Origin of the sequence: Solimonas terrae (assembly GCF_011067135.1) — a bacterium.
Lineage (GTDB): Bacteria > Pseudomonadota > Gammaproteobacteria > Nevskiales > Nevskiaceae > Solimonas > Solimonas terrae.
The window spans coordinates 116,418-135,264 of the sequence record NZ_JAAMOW010000005.1; the positions used below are offsets into that span (position 1 = coordinate 116,418).

The 18,847-nt window shown below is 66.8% G+C and carries 6 protein-coding genes; 2 read left to right on the forward strand and 4 right to left on the reverse strand.

What is annotated here, in order from left to right; all coding sequences use genetic code 11:
- Positions 1 to 6 precede the first annotated feature (6 nt).
- The 4 genes from G7Y85_RS10890 to G7Y85_RS10905 form a co-directional block, all read right to left on the reverse strand.
- Positions 7 to 4,908 carry a type I polyketide synthase gene (locus G7Y85_RS10890; RefSeq protein ID WP_166256397.1) on the reverse strand — a complete coding sequence of 1,634 codons (4,902 nt, stop codon included), beginning with the start codon at positions 4,906 to 4,908 and terminating at the stop codon, positions 7 to 9.
- A gap of 55 nt (positions 4,909 to 4,963) precedes the next feature.
- Positions 4,964 to 14,227: a type I polyketide synthase gene (locus G7Y85_RS10895; protein ID WP_166256400.1), complete on the reverse strand. Its 9,264-nt coding sequence runs from the start codon at positions 14,225 to 14,227 to the stop codon at positions 4,964 to 4,966.
- A gap of 41 nt (positions 14,228 to 14,268) precedes the next feature.
- Entirely contained in the window at positions 14,269 to 15,084 is an 816-nt protein-coding gene (locus tag G7Y85_RS10900) for an alkaline phosphatase family protein (protein WP_166256403.1), read from the reverse strand.
- 504 nt (positions 15,085 to 15,588) lie between these two features.
- Entirely contained in the window at positions 15,589 to 16,437 is an 849-nt protein-coding gene (locus G7Y85_RS10905) for a symmetrical bis(5'-nucleosyl)-tetraphosphatase (RefSeq protein ID WP_166256406.1), read from the reverse strand.
- A gap of 110 nt (positions 16,438 to 16,547) precedes the next feature.
- Between G7Y85_RS10905 and G7Y85_RS10910 the strand changes: the two genes are divergently transcribed.
- Positions 16,548 to 18,341 carry a phosphoethanolamine transferase gene (locus G7Y85_RS10910; RefSeq protein ID WP_166256409.1) on the forward strand — a complete coding sequence of 598 codons (1,794 nt, stop codon included), beginning with the start codon at positions 16,548 to 16,550 and terminating at the stop codon, positions 18,339 to 18,341.
- A gap of 324 nt (positions 18,342 to 18,665) precedes the next feature.
- Positions 18,666 to 18,842 (forward strand): Flp family type IVb pilin, encoded by a 177-nt coding sequence (locus tag G7Y85_RS20460; protein ID WP_166256412.1) that lies wholly within the window; start codon positions 18,666 to 18,668, stop codon positions 18,840 to 18,842.
- The last annotated feature ends 5 nt before the right edge of the window (positions 18,843 to 18,847 follow it).

Here is an 18,847-nt window from a genome sequence, read left to right on the forward strand (position 1 = left end):
GAGTTTTCAGGCTAACGATGGGGGATTTTGAATCGGCGGATGTGTTGCGGTCGTGACGCATAGTGCCAGCACTGCGCCACTGTTTTCGAAGTGCAGGGCGATATCGTAGTCGTGCTCGCCGTGGCGCACGCGCGCGACGGTCGGGCTGCTGCTGCGGCGGTCGAGTTGCGCGGCGATCACCTGCCAGTCGCGTGGCCGGCCCAGCAGGCCGCTGCCGGCGGCCTTGGCCGCCGCTTCCTTGGCGGCCCACAACGCGAGGGCAATGCGGCTGCGATCGACGCCGTGCGTGGTCTGCAGCCAGACATGCTCGGACGGTGCGAAGCCGCCGGTGATCAGGTCTTCCGTGTTGACGTGATCGGGTCGCTGATAGTCGAGCCCGAGATCGACACTGCTCGCGCTGGCAACGGCATAGGCCCAGCGCCGGCTGTGGGCGATCGACACCGATGGTGGCGTCAGCTGCGGCACGACGGGACAGCGCAGGAACGGCTTGCCCCGTGCGTCGGTGTCGATCTCGACGTCGGCGGGTGCCAGTTCGACACCGGCGTTGAGCCGGTACCAGTCGCGCGCGGCGTCCTTGGCAGCCAGCCGGCCCATCAGCCATTCCTCGCGGCGTGGGCCCTGCGCGGGCAGTGCGTAGAACTGCCGGCGTTCGGCGCGGCTCAGCACCATGTGCGCGAACATGCGCTTCCAGATCGTGCCGCCTTCGTCGAGCATGCCTTCCGGCAGTGGTTCGAGCTTGCGTACGCAGAGTTCGGCCGGCAGCTGACCTTCGAGCGCCGGCGTCGACAGCCGCGCACGCGCCGGGTCGAGGCGGAACGCGAAGAAACGATCGGCCGCGGTGAACACGCGATCTTCCCAGCCTTCGGCGCGCATCAGCAGTTGCCCGGTGCCGTTGCTGATATCCCAGCGCGCGTCGAGTTGCTTGTCGCCGCGCATGACGATCGCGCCATCGCAGCGCAGGCGCAGACCGGCGGCCGGTGGCGGCGCATACAGGGTCAGGCTGCGGACGCGGAACGGGAAACAGTTCGGTACGCCGGTATTGCGTTCCCGCAGCCAGAAGCCGGCGAGCTGACCGGCCGCATCGAGCAGGGCGGCATCGAACTGCAGCCGTGGTGTGGCGATGCCGGCGAAGTAATCGTGGGTCGGCAGGGTCGTCAGTTCGGCCACCATGCCATCGCCGTTGTGCCCGTCGATCCGCGTGCAGCCCTGCAGCCGCGGGCCGTGGAACATGCCGTGCGCATACAACTGGCCGGGCAGGTGGATGTGCGGCGCCTGCAGTCCCGCGCCCAGTGGCTGCACCGCCGGTGCGGGCGGATAGGCGGCGGCGAGCCGTACCTGGCCTTCGAACACCAGCATGCCGCCGGCTGGAGTGCCGTCGCCGAGCAGGAACACGCGGCAGGCAATTTCGTCGGCATTGTCGGGCGTCGCCTCGGCGACGATGCGCAGCGTGACGCCGCCATCGTCCAGCGACAGCCAGCGGCTGCCACGCGAATGCTCGATGGCGACCACGACGCGATCGCTGCGGCCGGCGAGACGCATCGCGGCTTGCGCAATCATTTCCATGCTGAAGGTGAACGGAATGACGGCGAGGCCGGTCAGTGACGGGTCCTGCGCGCTCGGCGCGTTGCCCAGGGTGTGGTCGCGCAGGAACAGATCGCGATCAAGATCGTAGCGGCGCTCCATCACCATGCGACCGGGCGCCTGCTCGGTGATCGTGCCGAGCATCGGAAACAGCGGATCGATATCGGTGCCGGCAACAGGCGCTGTTGCGGGCGCTGCGGCCGGCGCGACACTGAGCGGGTGCTGGCCTGCTGTCGCCGACGGCATCATGACGCCGCCGGGGACACCGGCGGCCAGACCGAGCACGCGCGCCTGACTGTCGAGGAAGTCCTGCATCAAGGCGAAGTGCGCGTTGAGCATGTCGAGACGCGGATCGCTGACGCTCGGCGCCTTCGCTGCCGGGGCCGCTGGTGGCGGCGTCGCGCTGGCTGAAGGCCTGGCCGCTTCCGGGTTCACCGCTTTTGCGGCGCTGGTCGTCGACGGTAGCGGGCGGCGGAATTCCTCCGGCAGCTTCCAGACCGGATTGATGAGCTTGAGTTGTGGCAGCGGCTTGGCCGCCGCCTTCGGTGTCGTCAGCAGGTCGATCTCGGCGATGCTGCGATGCGCGAACAGGCGCGCCGGCTCGAAATCGACGCCGGCGGCAAACAGTTGCGCCAGGGTCTGATGCAGATGCGCGAGCCCGGACTTGCGGCGGCTGTTGCTCGACACCGCCAGCACATCGTCCTTGCCGCGCAGTATGTCGCCGACGAACGAGCTCAGATTGCCGCTGGGGCCGACTTCGAGAAACACGCGGTAGCCGTCCTCGTAGAGGCGCTGCACGGTTTCGGTGAACCGCACCGGATGTTCCCATTGCCGCGCCGCGAGTTCGCGTATGCCCGGCGCATCGTCCGGGAACGGAGCGCAGGTCGAGGCGCTGTAGACGATGGTCGTGCCGGGGCCGAAGTCCAGGGTCTGGAAATACGCGCGGAACGCATCGGCCAGCGGCTTGAACAGCGCGGTGTGATAGGCGCGGCCAAACGGCAGCTCCTGGCAGATTGCACCTTCGCTGCGCAGCCGCTCGTGCAGTTTGGCGGCCTGTTCATGTGGTCCGAACAGCACCAGCTGGTTCGGACAGTTGTCCATTGCCAGATGCATCGGCCCGAGATTGGCGAGCAACTCGCTGCGCAAGGCCGGCGTCAGGCCGCCGATCGTCAGCAAGGAACCCTCGGCGATCTGGCCGGCCGCTTCGAGTTCGCGATAGATGCGGTGGAACTGCTGGGCGGCGTCGGCGGTTTCCTCGCGATGACGGACGCGACCGACACCGGCGGCGGTCAGTACGGTGTTCTCGCCGGTGCTGTGGCCGAGCATCGCATCGGCCTTGATGCCGAGATCCTCGAACAGTGCGTGCAGGCCGAGGCTGGCAGCGAACACGCTTTCAGCAGCGACATCCATTTCGAACAAACGGCTTTCGAGCGCCTTGCGGCCGTTCTCGCCGAGCACGGTCGGCGGCGGAAACAGCATCGGCGCGCGCGAATCGCTGCCGCGGCGAACGGCGTTGCGTTCGATGAAGTCGAACCAGTCGCGCACCTGCGGGAACTGTACGCACAGCTCGGACAGCATGTCCGGGTACTGCGAGCCTTCGCCGGGAAACAGGAAGCACAGCTTGCCGGGTGGATCGCCGACGCCGTAGTGAATGCCGCCGCGGGTCTTGAACGGTTTGGCGTCGACGCGCTCGATCTTCTCGATCGCGTGTTCGAGCTTCTTGTGCAGGTCGTCGCCGCCGCTGCAGATCAGCGCCAGACGGTGCGGGCCGCGCGCGTAGGCGCTGCAGGCCTTGGCGACTTCAGCCAGCGATGCCGACTGCAGATGCGCCATCGCCGTGCGCGCGCGCAGCAGCAGTTCCTCGCGCGACTCGGCGGCGAGCACGAGCAGTTCGGAGTGGCTGGGTGCATGCAGGACCTGCACCTGCGTCACTTTCGGACCGCGATACTCTTCGAGGATCACGTGCGAATTGATGCCGCCGAAGCCGAAGGCGTTGACCCCGGCGCGGCGCGGATGCTTGCGGCCGTGGATCCACGGCCGCGTTTCGGTGTTCAGGTAGAACGGCGAAGTTTCCAGCTGCAGCGTCGGGTCGACCTCGTCGCACAGCATCGGCGGCAAGACCTTGTGATGCAGCGCCAGTGCCATCTTGATCAGCGATGCGCCGCCGCTTGCCGGCATGCAGTGGCCGATCATCGATTTGACCGCGGTGATGCCGATCTGCTGGTCGTGCCCGCGCTCGCCGAACACGGCGCGCAGCGATTCGATCTCGGTCTTGTCGCCGACGCTGGTGCCGGTGCCATGTGCCTCGATCAGGTCGATCGACATCGGGTCGATGCCGCTGCTCTGGTAGGCGCGGCGCACCGCAAGGATCTCGCCTTCGAGACGCGGTGCGAGCAGGCCCTTGGCGCGGCCGTCCGATGCCGTGCCGATACCACGCACGACGGCATAGATGCGGTCGCCGTCGCGCTCGGCGTCGGCGCGGCGCTTGAGCACCAGCATGCCGACGCCCTCGCCGAGCAGCGTGCCTTCCGAACCCTTCTGGAACGGCCGGATGCGGTCGCGCGACAGCGCATTGATGCGGCAGAACTGCATGAAGATCTGCGGCGGCGTGTGTGCGTGCGAGCCGCCGACCAGCATCAGGTCGCAGCGGCCGCTGTTGAGCTCGCGGACCGCCGATTCGAGCGCGATCATGGTCGTCGCGCAGGCGGCATCGACGATGTAGCTCGGGCCCATCAGGTTGAGGCGGTTGGCGATCAAGCCGGCGATCACGTTCGGCGTCAGCACGCCGATGTGCTCGCCCATGAACGGCGGCAGCTGATCTTTCAGCATGGTCTGCAGGCGGCGCACATCCTGGGCGCTGAAATCCGGACGCAGGCCGCGGATCAGGTCCATCGCCTGATCGAGGAACAGGGTGCGCGACATCGTGCCGGCCATGCCGCGATTGCCGTAGGTCCCGCGACCGACGACCACGCCGGCACGTTCGCGGTCGAACGGCTTGTGCAGGTAGCCGGCGTCGTCGAGCGCGTCGTGCGCGCATTTCAGCGACAGCAGATGATCGGGATCGGCACCCGCCGCGACCGTCGGCATGACACCGTACAGCTGCGGATTGACGCGCGCGTGTTCGCCGAGAAAGCCGCCGCGCGTCGTGTAGATGCGATCGTCGTCGGTGGCGTTTTCCTCGAAGTACGGACCGACCCATTCCGGATCGGCCTCGCGCACGGCGTCGACCTTGTCGAGGATGTTCTGCCAGTACTGGCGGGCATTGCCGGCGCCGGGATAAATCCCGGCGACGCCGATGATCGCGATGTCGAGCGGCTGCTGGCTCATGAGCTCACGCGACCGTGCCGCTGCGTGGGGCCGGGCTGAAGGAAGGCATGCTGTTTCATGCGCTCTCGTTCGGCTGGCTCTTGGTGTTCGCGGCCTGACCGCCGAGACGGTTCAGTGCTGCGCTCATCGTGCCCTCGCAGCGGCGCATCTCCAGACGCACGCGATCCTGATCGTCGACGAACAGCGCGTCGTAGAGCACACCGGCGTCATGCGGCGCCTCGCGCATGCGCAGCACCAGCCGCAGCGACGGCGGCAACGCCCCGACACCGTAACGCAGCACGGCGCCGAAGCTCGACGGCAGCGCCGTCATGTTGCGGTTCAGTCGCGACCAGACGATCGCCATCTGCGGCGCGACATCGACCAGGCCCGGATCGAACAGCCAGCTGCCGGGCGCGGCGACCAGCCAGTCCTGCGGCTGGCAGGGTTTGACCAGTGCGTCGATGCCGCCGGCCGCGACGGCCGGGATCGACGTCACCAGCTGGAAGCGCGGTCCGTGGAACAGGAGGTGGGCATAGGCATCGCCGGCCGCGAACGGCTTGCCGCCATCCAGCGTCTCGGCCGGCGCCGGCGGGGCATCCGGCATCTGCTGCTGCAGCACGGCGGTGGCACGGTACAGCGGCAGCTTCTTCGCGGGATCGATGATTTCGACCGTGATGTTCTGACCGGTGTGATCGGCGTGCGAGGATGCGCGTGCGCGCAGCTGCACGCTGCGCTTGCCGTCATTGATGGCGGGGTCGATCGTGATGCCGCCCATCTGGCGAACGTCCCGCATTTCGACGACATGCCAGCCCGGCCAGGCGGCGGTGACGAACTGCGCCATCCACTCGACCGCGCCTGCTGCCGGCAGCACGCCGCGGCCGTCGATGCGGTGATCGAGCAGATACGGATCGGTGGCGAGGCTGAACTGGTGATCCAGCATCATGTTGCCGCCAGGTCCCATGCGCGGTACCGAGCGAACCAGCGGCAGCACTGGATCGGTGTCACTGCCGGCCGGCGCGCTCGCCGCTTCGCTGGCCCCGACGTACCAGGGGCCGGCACCGGCGACGATTTCGACATCGTGGCGTGTGCCGTAGAGGATTTCGTCGACGAAGAAGCGCCGGCCCGACGGCACCGGGATCGCCTCGATGCCGCGCTCCTTGAACGCACGACGCACGCCTTCGCTGGCCATGCCCGCATCCCAGGGGCCCCAGTTGATCGCGAGCACGCGCGCCTGCGGCCATTCGCGATGCAGCTGCCAGGCGAGACGGTTCAGGGTTTCATTGGCGGCGGCGTAGTCGCCCTGGCCGCGGTTGCCGTAACGTCCGGCGACCGAGGTGAAGAACGCGAGCAGCTTGAGCGATTCAGGCTTCAGCTTGCGCGAGAGCACGAAGGCGGCGTCGAGCTTGGTGCCGAGAACGCGCTCGAACGATTCGGCGGTCTTGTCGGTGAACAGCTTGTCTTCGATGACGCCGGCGCCGTGCAGCACGGCATCGATGCGGCCGTAGTCCGCGTACAGCCGATCGACGATCGCCGACAGTGCCGCTTCGTCGCGCACATCGCAGGCCAGATACTCGACCTGGGCGCCCGCGGCGCCGAGGCGCGCAAGATTGCCGCGAATTTCGCGATCGGTGAGCACGCGCGTGACCGCCCGTTCGATCTCGACCGGTTTCGGTTTTTCACCGCGCGCCAGCGCCTGCCTGAGCAGGCCGCTCTTCAGTTGCGCAGCGTCCGCGAAGGCCTGCGTGTCTGCTGCCTCGGCGCCCGGCGCCGCCGTGCGGCCCAGCAGCACCAGACGCATGCCCGGGCGTACCAGCTCTTCGACGATCTCGGCGGTGATGCCGCGCGCGCCGCCGGTGACCAGCACCACCCAATCGCCTTCCGGTGTCACTGCAGCCGGGAACGGACTCGGTGTCAGTGGCCGGCTGACCGTGCTGCTGCCATGACGGACCGTGCCCACGTAGCCGACTTCCGGCTCGGCGCATTCGGCGTACAGCTCGCCGGCCAGCAGTTCGGCGATTTCGACATCGCTCTGGCCATCGAAATCGACGGCGCGCATTGTCGCCTGCGGATATTCCTGACGCAGGCAATTCAGCAAGCCGTTGCCGGCGCCGGCGGGCGCCGCCCCATTGCTGAACGAGTCGCGACCGAAGGTGCCGCCGAAGCGGCTGGCGACCAGCACGCGTGCCGTTGCCAGGTCCTCGCCACTGCCCTGCAGACCGTGGAACAGACTCAGGGCCTCGCTCGCGCAGCGCGCACGCCAGGCCGCCAGATCGCCGATCTCGCCGGCACTCAGGCCGTGCAGATGCATGACGCCGCCGATCCGGCCGTGCCTGGCACGGGCTGCGGCAATTGCCGCGCGCAGGGCGTCGCCCTCGTGTTCGGCAATGTGCACCGGGATCAGCCTCTGCGCCTTCAGTTTCTCGCTCAAGGCCTTGGCGATCGGTGCCGGGCCGCCGAGCAGCAGCATCAGTCCGCTCAGGCTTGCGCGCGCTTCCGGCAGGGGCGCCGGACGCGATCGGATGACATAGCGTGGTGTCGCTGCGAAGACGGTTGCAGACGGCGCGCTGCCGGGCTGCGTCGCCGTGCTCGTGACGGGAGCAGCCGCGGCCGGCGCGACGGCATCGAGGGCGGCGAGCGCCTGCACGATGGCCTGCAGCGACTTGGCCTTGGTGAAGCGTTCCATGCCAACCTGCATCTGTGCCCCCTGCGCGGCAGGCAGCAGCTTCTGCAGGGCGCCGAGAATTTCGACGCGCTTGATCGAGTCGATGCCGAGATCGGCCTCGAGGTCGGCATCCATGGCCAGCATTTCCGGCGGATAGCCGGTGCGCTCGGCGACGATGCCGATCAGGGTTGCCGCGAAATCGACCGGTGCAGCGACGACGACGGCCGCGCTCGGCGCTGATGCGGCGACGCTGGTCGTGGGCGTTGCGGCCGGCGCCAGCTTCTGCAGCTCGGCGACGATCGCGCCCAGCGACTTGGCTTTGGTGAAGCGCTCCATGCCGGCCTGCATCTGCGCGGCGAGCTCGCCGGGCAGGGCCTTCTGGAACGCACCGAGGATTTCGACGCGCTTGATCGAGTCGATGCCGAGATCGGCTTCAAGGTCGGCCTCGAACCCGAGCATCTCGACCGGATAACCGGTGCGCTCGGCGACCAGCGTCGTCAGCGTGCCGGCGTAATCGATCGCGACGGCGGCAACCGCCACGGCTGCGGCCGGCGCTGCGGTGGCAGCCGGCGCGGCCGCCGGTGCGATGTGCCGCAATTCGGCAAGGATCGCGCTCAGCGACCTGGCCTTGGTGAAACGTTCCATGCCGGCCTGCATCTGCGCAGCGGCAGTGGCCGGCATTGCCTTCTGCACCGCGCCGAGGATTTCGACCCGTTTGATCGAATCGATGCCGAGATCGGCTTCGAGATCGGCGTCGAGGCCGAGCATTTCCGGCGGATAGCCGGTGCGCTCGGCGACGATGCCGGTCAGCAGCGCCTGATGATCGACGGCCGGGGCGCTGCCCGCGAGCGCGACGGCGCTCGCAGCCGGCGCGGCGGCCGGCATCGCGGCCTGGAAGCCGGACGATTGCGCCAGGATCGCGCTCAGCGACTTGGCCTTGGTGAAGCGCTCCATGCCGGCCTGCATCTGCGCCGCGGCATCCGCCGGCAGGGCTTTCTGGAACGCGCCGAGGATTTCGACCCGCTTGATCGAATCGATCCCCAGGTCGGCTTCCAGATCCGCTTCGAGACCGAGCATGTCACTCGGATAGCCGGTGCGCTCGGCGACGATGCCGATCAGCAGCGCCTGCAGGTCGACGGCGGGTGCGGCGGCCGGCGCCATCGCCGGCATCGCGGCCGCTGCCGGCGCCGATCCCAGCGGCAGGGTGCGGGTCTGCGCGAGGATCGCGTTCAGCGACTTGGCCTTGGTGAATCCCTCCATCTGCGCCTGCATCTGCGTCGCGGCAGCAGCCGGCAGGGCTTTCTGGAAGGCGCCGAGAATTTCGACGCGCTTGATCGAATCGATCCCCAGATCCGCTTCGAGATCGGCGTCGAGGCCGAGCATCTCGCCGGGATAGCCGGTGCGTTCGGCGACGATGCCGAGCAGCGTCTGCTGCGCATCGAACGCCGGCACGGCCGCGACGGCGACCGCAGCCACCGGCGTCGGCGTCGGCGCGGGCGCCGCGACAACCGCTGCCGGCGGCGTGAATGCGTGTACCGCCGGCATGGCCGGCATTGACGCGGATGCGGTACTGCCGCCGCCGAGGTACTGCTGGAGCACGCGTTCCTGCAGCGAGAGGAACTGCCGCATCGTCTGCTGATAGGCGACCAGCGCATCGCCGGCCATCGCCGGCAGGGCGGGCATCGCAGCGGGCATGGCCGGCGACGGTATCACCTGGCCGGCTGCGGCAGGCGCCGCTGCGGCGACCCCGGAAACCGGTGTGCGTGCGGAGAGGGCGGCGCGCGCGCGCTCGGCGCTGGCCGCCGTCAGCGGCGGCAGGCTGCCGCTGCGCAGCAGCGGGTCGGCAATCGGCCGTGCGCAGCCACCGCTGAGCAGCCACATGTGCTTGGGGACGACCAGCGGCTTGGACAGCTCATCGAACTGGGCGTCATCGAGCAGCGCCAGATCGCGTCGCGCAAACAGGGCCGACGGCTGCCACGCGGCACCGGCGACGAACAGTTCCGCCAGGCCCATCAGCAGGCCGCGCATGCCACCGCCGTTGGCGTCCAGCGAAATCGCCGTCGCCTCCTTGCCGGCCAGGGTCTGGCGCGCCATGTTCGAGACGATGCCCTTGGGGCCGAGTTCGAGGAACAGGCGGCTGCCGGACGCATGCATCGCCTCGATTTCGGCGACGAATTCGACGGGGCTCAGCATGTGCTGATCGAGCAGCGAACGGATGGCCGTGGCCGTGGCGGGATAGCGCTGCGCGGTCTGGTTGGAGTAGACGGCGCAACGGCCCTCGCCGAACTGTGCGGCCTTGATCGCGGTCGTCAGCGCGGCCTTGGCCGGCGCAACCAGCTGCGTATGGAAGGCGCCGGACACCGGCAGCATGACGGTGCGCATGCCGGCCGCCGACAGCTTCTGTGCAGCCTGTTCGATCTGCGCCTTCGGCCCGGACACCACGCATTGTTCGGGCGCGTTGTGATTGGCGATGCTGATGCCGGCAAAGCCGGCGATCTGCGCGGCGACGACCTCGCGACGCGCCTGCACGGCGACCATCGCGCCGGCTTCGCTGGTCTGCGAGGCGTCCGCCATCGCCGCGCCGCGCACGGCGGACAGCTGCATGAAGGTTTCGGCATCGATCACGCCGGCGGCGAGCAGGGCGGTGTATTCGCCATAGCTGTGCCCGGCGGTCGCCACCGGTTCGAGTCCGAGCCGCCGCGCGAACTGCAGGTAGCCCATCGACAGCGCACCGATCGCCGGCTGGGCGACGCGGGTATTGGTCAGGGCATGGGTCTGCGCGGTTTCGCTTGCGTCGTCGAAGGCGGCAGCGGGCATCATCAGGGTCGACAGGCGCCGCGGCAGGGCATCGCCGAGCTGACGGTCGGCGAATTCCAGGGCCTCGCGCACTTCGTCGATGAACAGGCCGACTTCACGACCCATGTTCAGGTGCTGTGCGCCCTGGCCGGGGAACAGGAAGGCAATCGCCGGCGCCGTTGCCGGCACGGCAGTCGACAGGCGGACATGCGGCGGCAAGGGCTTGTCACCACCGGCCTGCAGATGCGCCAGCGCGGCATCGAGATCGCGCGCCAGGGCCTTGGTATCGCTGCAGACGATCGCCAGCGCCACCGGCTTGCCGACCTGGGCTTCAGCCTTGCGCGCGAGCGCGCAGGCCAGCTCCGCGAGGGGCACACGATGGCCGTCGCCGAGCTTGCCGCGCAGTGCCTGCAACTCGCGGCCGAGCGCCGCCTTGTCGGCGGCGCGGAACAGGCACAACTCGTGTGGCCAGCGCTGCGCACCGGACGCGCCATTGCTGGCAGCGTGCTCTTCGAGCACGACATGGAAATTGGTGCCGCCAAAGCCGAACGCCGAAGCGCCGGCGCGGCGCGGATACTGCGGGTGCGCCAGCCACGGACGCGGTTCCTTCAACAGATATGCGGCGGACTTCGGGTCGGCGAGCGTGTCGATCGGCTTTTCGACGCCGGCGTGCGCCGGCAGCACGCGGTGATAGAGCGCGAGCGCGACTTTGGCCATGCCGGCAACACCGGCCGCGGCCTTGGTGTGGCCGAGCAGCGTCTTGACCGAGCCGAGCGCAACGCTGGCGGGTTCGGCGTTCTCGGCGGCCAGTGCACGCGTGATGGTCTGCGCCTCGGCACGATCGCCGACCGCGGTACCGGTGCCATGCGCTTCGACCAGGCCCAGCGTCGCCGGCGAGAAGCCGGCCTTTCCGTAGGCGCGGTTCAGTGCGCGCACCTGGCCTTCGCTGCGCGGCGCGGTGAGGCCCAGGGCCTTGCCGTCACTGGAACCGGCGGCGGACTTGATCACCGCATAGATGCGATCACCGTCGCGTTCGGCATCGGCCAGCCGTTTGAGCACGACGATCGCCGTGCCCTCGGAAATCGCGATACCGTCGGCGCCCTGATCGAAGGTCTTGGGCTTGCCGCTCGGCGACAATGCCTGGGTCTTGGCGAATGTCGTGAAGCCGTAGATCGACTGCGTGGTGTCGAAGCCGCCGGCCAGCACCATCGAACTGCGCCCGGACTCCAGCTCGTTGACGGCCATGCTGATCGCGGCCAGCGACGAGGCACAGGCGGCATCGATCGTCAGATTGATGCCGCCGAAATCGAGACGGTTGGAAATGCGTCCGGCGGCGACATTGGGCAGCACGCCGGCGAACGATTCCTCGGTCCACTCCGGCAGGCGCTCCCAGACTTCCTCGTTGATGTTTTCGACGAAGCGCGGCAGTTCGGCGCGCAGGCCGTATTGCAGGCCCAGTTCGCCGGCGCCGCCGCTGGCGCCGAGGATCACGGAGGTCGTCTCGCGATCGAATCCGCCCTTGGCGTAGCCGGCATCGTCGAGGGCGCGGCTCGCGCCCTCCAGCGCCAGCAACTGCATCGGGTCGATCGATTTCATCGACTTCGGCGGAATGCCGAAGCGCGTCGGATCGAAATGAATCTCTTCGAGGAAGCCGCCCCAGCGCGAATACACCTTGTCGCGCACCTTGCGGTTCTGGTCGAAGAACAGCTTCCAGTCCCAGCGCGATTCCGGCACTTCGCGGATCACGCTGACCTTGTTGAGCAGGTTGTTCCAGTAGTCCTCGGCGGTATCCGCCTTCGGCAGCACCACGCCGATGCCGACGATCGCCACATCGCTCGGCGTTTCCGCGCGCGGTTCGACCGTGGCCGGGGCGAGCATCTGCTGCGCGCCGTGGCAGACATCGCCGTGCAGCGTTTCGATCGAGACGCGCGCGTCGCGCAGGGTCGCGACCTGGCCGATCATGTACATGCCGTCGCTGAGCTGGGTCCTGGCGTCGATCTCGACGATCTTGCCTTCGCCGTCGCGGTTGACGCCCTTCGACGCGACACGCAGGCGGCCCAGATTGAGATCTTCCAGCTCGTCGCGGATTTCCTCGGCGCTGCGGCCGGCGCGTATCAACTCGCGGCGCTTGTCGAAGAACTCGGCGGCAAAGCCGGTGTCGGCACAGCGCGTCGCGTGGCCGGGACCGGTTTCCAGATTCTTGGTGCGTGCGCAGGCGATGGCCTGCTCCTGAAAGCCATTGACGATCGCGCCCGTCGACACGATCTCTTCGGTGAACAGATAGGCCGTACCCATCAGCGCGCCGACCTTCATGCCGCGCGCGGCCAGCGGTGCCGTCATCGCCGCGACCATCGCACCGGAGCGGGCGTCATGGACGCCGCCGGCGAACAGCACGTGGATGTCCTTTTCGTCGCCCGGCTTCACGTGCTCGAGCAGCACGTCGATCATTTCTTCCCACAGCGTGAAGCTCGCCAGTGGCCCGATGTGGCCGCCGCACTCCCGGCCTTCGAACACGAAGCGGCGCGCACCCTGTTCGAGATACATCTTCAGCAGCGCCGGCGCCGGCGCGTGGATATAGGTCTTGATGCCGCGCTTCTCGAATTCCGCGGCCTGGTCCGGCCGGCCGCCGGCGATCAGCGCGAACGGCGGCTGGCACTTCCAGATCTCGGCGCACTGTTCCTCTCGCAGCGAATGCGGGATGAAACCGAGCATGCCGACGCCCCAGGGGCGGTCGCCGATGCGGTCGCGCGTCTGTTCGAGCATCTCGCGGACCTGCGGCCCGCGCATCAGCGCCAGCGCCAGGAACGGCAGGGCGCCCCCCTTGGCGACTTCGACCGCGAAATCCGGCGAGTCGGACACACGCGTCATCGGCCCCTGCGCAAGCGGGAAGCGCGTGCCGTGCGAAGCGGCGAGAGCGCCGTTCTCGTCGATGAAGCGCAGGCTCGCGGCCTGTTCGATCTGCTGGCGGCTGGCGCGGCGGATCGCCTGCACAAGCCTGGCGACGCTGCCGTAGCGCTTGCGGAACGCCGCGGCCAGACCGATGCCCTGACCGAGCGGGAACAGGCGCTCGCTGCCGCCCGCCCAGCTCATCATGCCGGCCACTTTGGCCTGCCAGTCGTCCAGCGCCAGCAGGCCGCCTTCGGCCTGACGGTTGTCTTCTTCGGCGGTCTTCAGCGCCGCGCTGCCCGGCCGGTTGTAGACCCGGCAGCTGTGGTCCAGCAGTTCGCCGAACAGGCGTGTTTCGGAACCGTTGAGGCGTGCGAATTCGTTCTGCAGCGCGAGCGGCAGCGGCGACTCGGCGAGCAGCAGCATCTGATCGTCGAGCATCACGCCGGCGGCGCCGGCGACGCGGCAGGCGGCGGTCGAATGCACGCCGACGCCGCCCTGCACGACGATCGGCAGCTCGGTCCGCCCGCTGAGTTTCTGCAGCAGGATATAGCTGGTGTATTCGCCGACCCAGCCACCGGACTCGTGGCCACGGGCGACGAGTCCGTCGCAGCTGGCAGCTGCCGTCAGCTGTGCCGGATCGGTGATCTCGGCCCAGGCGCTGTCGCCGGCGCGCAGGCCGACATCCTTGCGCAGCTTCTTGTAGTTGTCGGTGCCGGCGAGCACGACCGTCAGTTCTCGTGCACCCGCTGCGGCCAGCAGTTGCTTGCCGAGCTTGGTGCTGCCCGGTGTGACGCGCAGGCCCAATCGCGCATCGGCATTCGTGCACAGCTGGGCAAAGTTGCGAGCGGCCAGTTCGGCGTCGGCAACGAATTCGAGGTCCAGCAGGCCGAGCCCGCCGCTGCGCGCCAGCGCGGCAACGAGGCCGGCATGCGGGAGGTCGGCGGCCTGCAGGCCGATGACATCGAACGACGGCGAGGAATGACTGATTTTCATGGGGGAGTACTCCAGCTTCAACGCAAGATCCGCGCCGGGACCTATTTCTTCTTGCCTTCGAGGAACGGCACTTCGAGCACCTTGTCGTGGACGATCGGACCGTGCCCGAAATAGCCGTCCTCGCCGAAGCACTCGCCGTGATCGGCGGTGATGACGAAATGCGTGCCGACCGGCGCTTTCGACACGAGGGCATCGAGTACGCCGTCGACGTATTCGACGGTCTTGATCTGCTGCAGGTGCAGGTCCTTCATCTGCTTGTCGTCGAAGAACTGATCTTCGGTTTCCTGCCCCATCGAGTCGTCCATGCGCTTGAACACGCCATGTACGCCCGAGATATGCGGCAGCGAGCCCGGATCGAGCATGTACGGGTAGTGGGTTTCGCCGAGATTGAGGAAGTGGAAGCTCGGCTCGTCTTCGTCGAACTCGATCTCCTTGACCATGCCGGCGAAATCATTGTGGTTCGCCATCAGCTTGTAATCGTCGAAATGACGATTCAGATGGCTGAGCGGATTGAGCACCGGCATCGACACGCGGGCGACCGTGCGATAGCCCTGGTCCTGCAGGACCTTGGGCAGAGACAGCTGCGGAATGAAGCTCTTGAACGACAGGCCGTCGACGCCGAGCCGGTCGACCCACTTCGTGAAATCCTTCTTGTAGACCTCGGAGGCGAACACGTTCCGAGGGCTTTCATGCGGAATCATGCCCATCAGATAGGTGTAGTGCGACGGACTGGTCCAGGACGCGTACGCATAGCGACGCGCTCCCTCACCGATACGGTCCATGGTCGGGGTCTTGGCGGCGCGATAGCTGTCGAAACGACAGCTGTCCATGATGATGAAGACGAGATCGTTGCTCATTGATTTGGGCAGTGGTGCATCGTTGTCTGTGTGGTTGGGGGATCGTCGGGCGACAGACATTCGCCCGACGGGAAAAAGCTTCAGAAGAAGGGGGTGCAGCGTCGCTCGTGCCGATACGATGGCATTGCCGACCGGCTGCGCACGGCAGCCGGTGATCGAGGTTGCCGTCTGCCGGGCAAACGGTTCCACGCGCGACGCTTGACCAAAACCCCTCTCCCTTTCTGCGCTGTCCGGAGGACAGTAAAACCCGGAGGACTGACGGCCTCAGCCGGCGCCTTCCTGTCGTTATTCGGTACCGCAACAAATTCAATGACTACTAGGTATCACATGCACCGCGGTCCGGCTGTAAGAGAATTCCGCTGCGTTGCACATTTTCCGGACTTTGCTGCAGATGCTGACGCTAAGTGGCTGGTTCGCGTTAAAAATATGTCAATGAGTGACAGAATTACGTCGCCGTCCGGGCTCCGGATTGGCCGTGGGGACAGTGGTAAACGGGCCGGGCGATCAGGCGGGCTGCCTCGGGATCGATCGCGTCGCCGTCGTCGCCGCGACGCTGAACAGACGCCGGTCATCCAGCCGCAGTGCGGTCAGATGCCCACCCCAGAGATAGCCGGTGTCGAGCCCGTAGACCCGGTTTGCCGGCCAGTGCACGCGACCCAGCGCCGACCAGTGTCCGAAGATCACTGTACTGCGCGCCGAGCGCCGGTCCGGCGCGGCAAACCACGGCAGGAGCCCGGCCGGCGCGGTATCGATCGGGCCCTTGTAGCGGTAGTCGAAATGACCGTCGATGTCGCAGTAGCGTGCGCGCGTGAGGATGTTGACGATGCAGCGCATGCGCTCGGCGCCGCGCAGCCGGTCCGACCAGCGATTCGGCTCGTTGCCGTACATCCGGCTCATGAAGCGGCTGAAGCGACGCGGCTCGCGCAATTCGTGCTGCACTTCGGCAGCCAGCTGCAGCGTCTGTCGTTGCGTCCATTGCGGTGCCAGGCCGGCGTGGATCAGCAGCACGGAATGCCGTGGATCGCGATAGGCGAGTCTCTGCCGGCGTAGCCAGTGCAACAGGCGATCGGCGTCCGGCGCCTGCAGCACGGCGTCGAGATGATCGTCGGGGTCGCCGCGCTCGCCGCGCTCGGCGAGCGACAGCAGATGCAGGTCGTGATTGCCGAGCACGCTGACGACGGCCGGGCCGAGCCCGGACACGAAGCGCAGGGTCTCCAGAGAATCGGGGCCACGCGCAACCAGGTCGCCGCAGAACAGGAGGCGGTCGCGGCCCTTGCGGAATCCGAGCTTGCTCAGCAAGGCGAGCAGGCCCTCGAAGCAACCTTGCAGATCGCCGATCACATAGCTGGCCATACCCGGAGATTCCCTCGTCCCTTGTCCGTTCGGTGGTTTGCCGAGTCTAAAGTGAAGTGAGACGGGCGGTCGCCGGTGACGACCGGCTATGCTCCGGATCCATGCGAGGCTTGTCGACGTTCCGGAACAAGAAGGCAGTCACCGTTGCCGGCTGGCTGCTGTGCCTGCTGTTGCTGATCGTGGAATTGCTGCCCAATGCATATCTTTTTCGGGCAGCTGGTCTGTCTCTCGCCGAAACGCACAATCCCCTGAGCGCCTTGCTGCTGGCGCTGGCGCGCGCTTCACCGTTTCCTGCGGTGCTGCTGGCCGAGCTGCTTGTACTGGCGCTGCTCGGGCGGCCCTGGCTCTGGCTGCTGCTGAATCTTCCCTTCCTGATCTGGTTGCCGGGTGAGCTTTCCTATCTCTGGCGCTACGGCACGCCGACCTCGGCGCACGTTTTCGCAATCATCGGCGAGACCAATCGCGATGAAGTCACGGGCATGCTCGGTAGCGTCGTCTGGTTGTGCCTGCTCGGTCTTGCTTTGTGGACACTGGCACTGCTGGCGGTCCTGTACTTCTTTTTCAGGCTCGCACCATGGCGACACCGCACGCGGCTGTGGACCGCGCTGGCGCTCGGTTCGAGCCTGGCGATGACCCTGCTGGTTTACAAGCGCGCCAGTGACGCCGCTGCCGCCGCGACGCAAGAATCGGCAGGCAGCTGTACCGGCGAATTCTGTGCGTACACGGCTTTGTCGCCGTTCTTCTATGTCTTTGTCGATAGCTATCCGTTCGGGTTGCCGGTCCGGCTCTACGATTACGTCACGCAGCGGCGCATGCTGGCGCACTACGCAGCGGTGCTGAAGGATGCCAGCCTTGGCCTCGGTCGCGATCAGGCGCTCGCCGCACAAGCCGAGACCTATGTCGTCGTCATCGGCGAGTCGGCGCGAGCGGATCACTGGAGCTTGTTCGGATATGGCCGCCCGACCACGCCGCTGCTCGACCATCGAGATCATCTGCTGGCGTTCGGGGACGCGGTTTCGGTAACGCCAGCGACGCGCACTGCCGTGCCGATCCTGCTGAGCGGCGCGAGCGTCGAAGATGTCGACGCGTTCCGCTTCAAGCCGTCCTGGATCAACGCATTCAAGGCGGCAGGTTTCACGGTGTCCTGGCTGTCAGCACAACTGCCTGTCGGCCTGCACGACACCACGGTCGGCATCTACGCGCAGCTCGCCGATGACATCGAATTCCTCAATCCCGGCAGTTACGAGAGTCGTGGCAGCTATGACGATGTGCTGCTTGCCGCGCTCGATCGCCGTCTCCGTGCGCCGCAGCCGAAGAAGCTCATCATCCTGCATATGCTTGGCAGCCATGCTCCGTATCAGCATCGGTATCCGCCGGCCTACGAGGTATTCAAGCCGGCGCCCGGCACGCACGACGATGTCGGCATCAATGACAGGGACGAAGGCGACAGGATCGACAATGCCTACGACAACAGCCTGCGTTACAGCGATCACGTACTCGATTCGGTAATCACGCGCCTGAACAGGACGGCCGCCGTGAGCGCGCTCTGGTACGTCTCCGATCACGGACAGACATTGCCGATGGATGGCTGCAAGAACAGTGGTAACGGTTTCTTTTCCGCTTACAACTTTCATGTGCCCCTGTTGTTCTGGCATTCCACCCGATACGACAAGCTGTTCGGAGACAGACTGCGCGCGGCAGCGACCAACGTGCAGCGACCGGTCTACATGGCGGACTTTGCATTCAGCCTGCTCGACTCCTTCGGCTTCGAGCTGCCGGCCGAACAATTGCAGCGGAGTTTCATGCGAGCCGACTACCGCGCGGGACCGCGTATCGTCACCATTGACGGCAGCGAGCGCATGGACTACGACCGCGACTTCAAAGCCTCCATGTGCCGGAACTGAAAGCCCTTCATGTCTTCGGCCGCGCGTCACGCCCGGTCGGTGGTCGGAAGAAACGCGAGCTTGATGTCGGGGTTTGTCCGACTGCAAACTGCTTTCATCGGCAATCACCTGACAGGAATACCTGCAGGCGGACGGGCGGCCGGTCGTGGGCGATGGATGGTTGCAGGCCGATAAACGGTACAGATCAAGGCTTTGGCCAGCTTTGACGGTGGCAAGGCAGCAAACCCATAGTACGTCCCACGGTCAGGGTGATCGGACGGATCAGCCAGGAGGCTGTTTCCGCTGGGCTTCAATGCGGGGCGGTATTCTTTAAGGAGTGATGCCATGTTGAACAAAGTGATGAATTTCCTGCGTGATGAAGAAGGTGCGAGCGCGGTTGAGTACGCGCTGATTGCCGGTTTGATTGCCGTTGTCCTGGTGGCCGCGATCACGGTCCTCAATGGTGGTTTCACGACGGTCTTCGGCAACATCGCGAACAAACTGACCACCAGCTCCACCTGATCGCC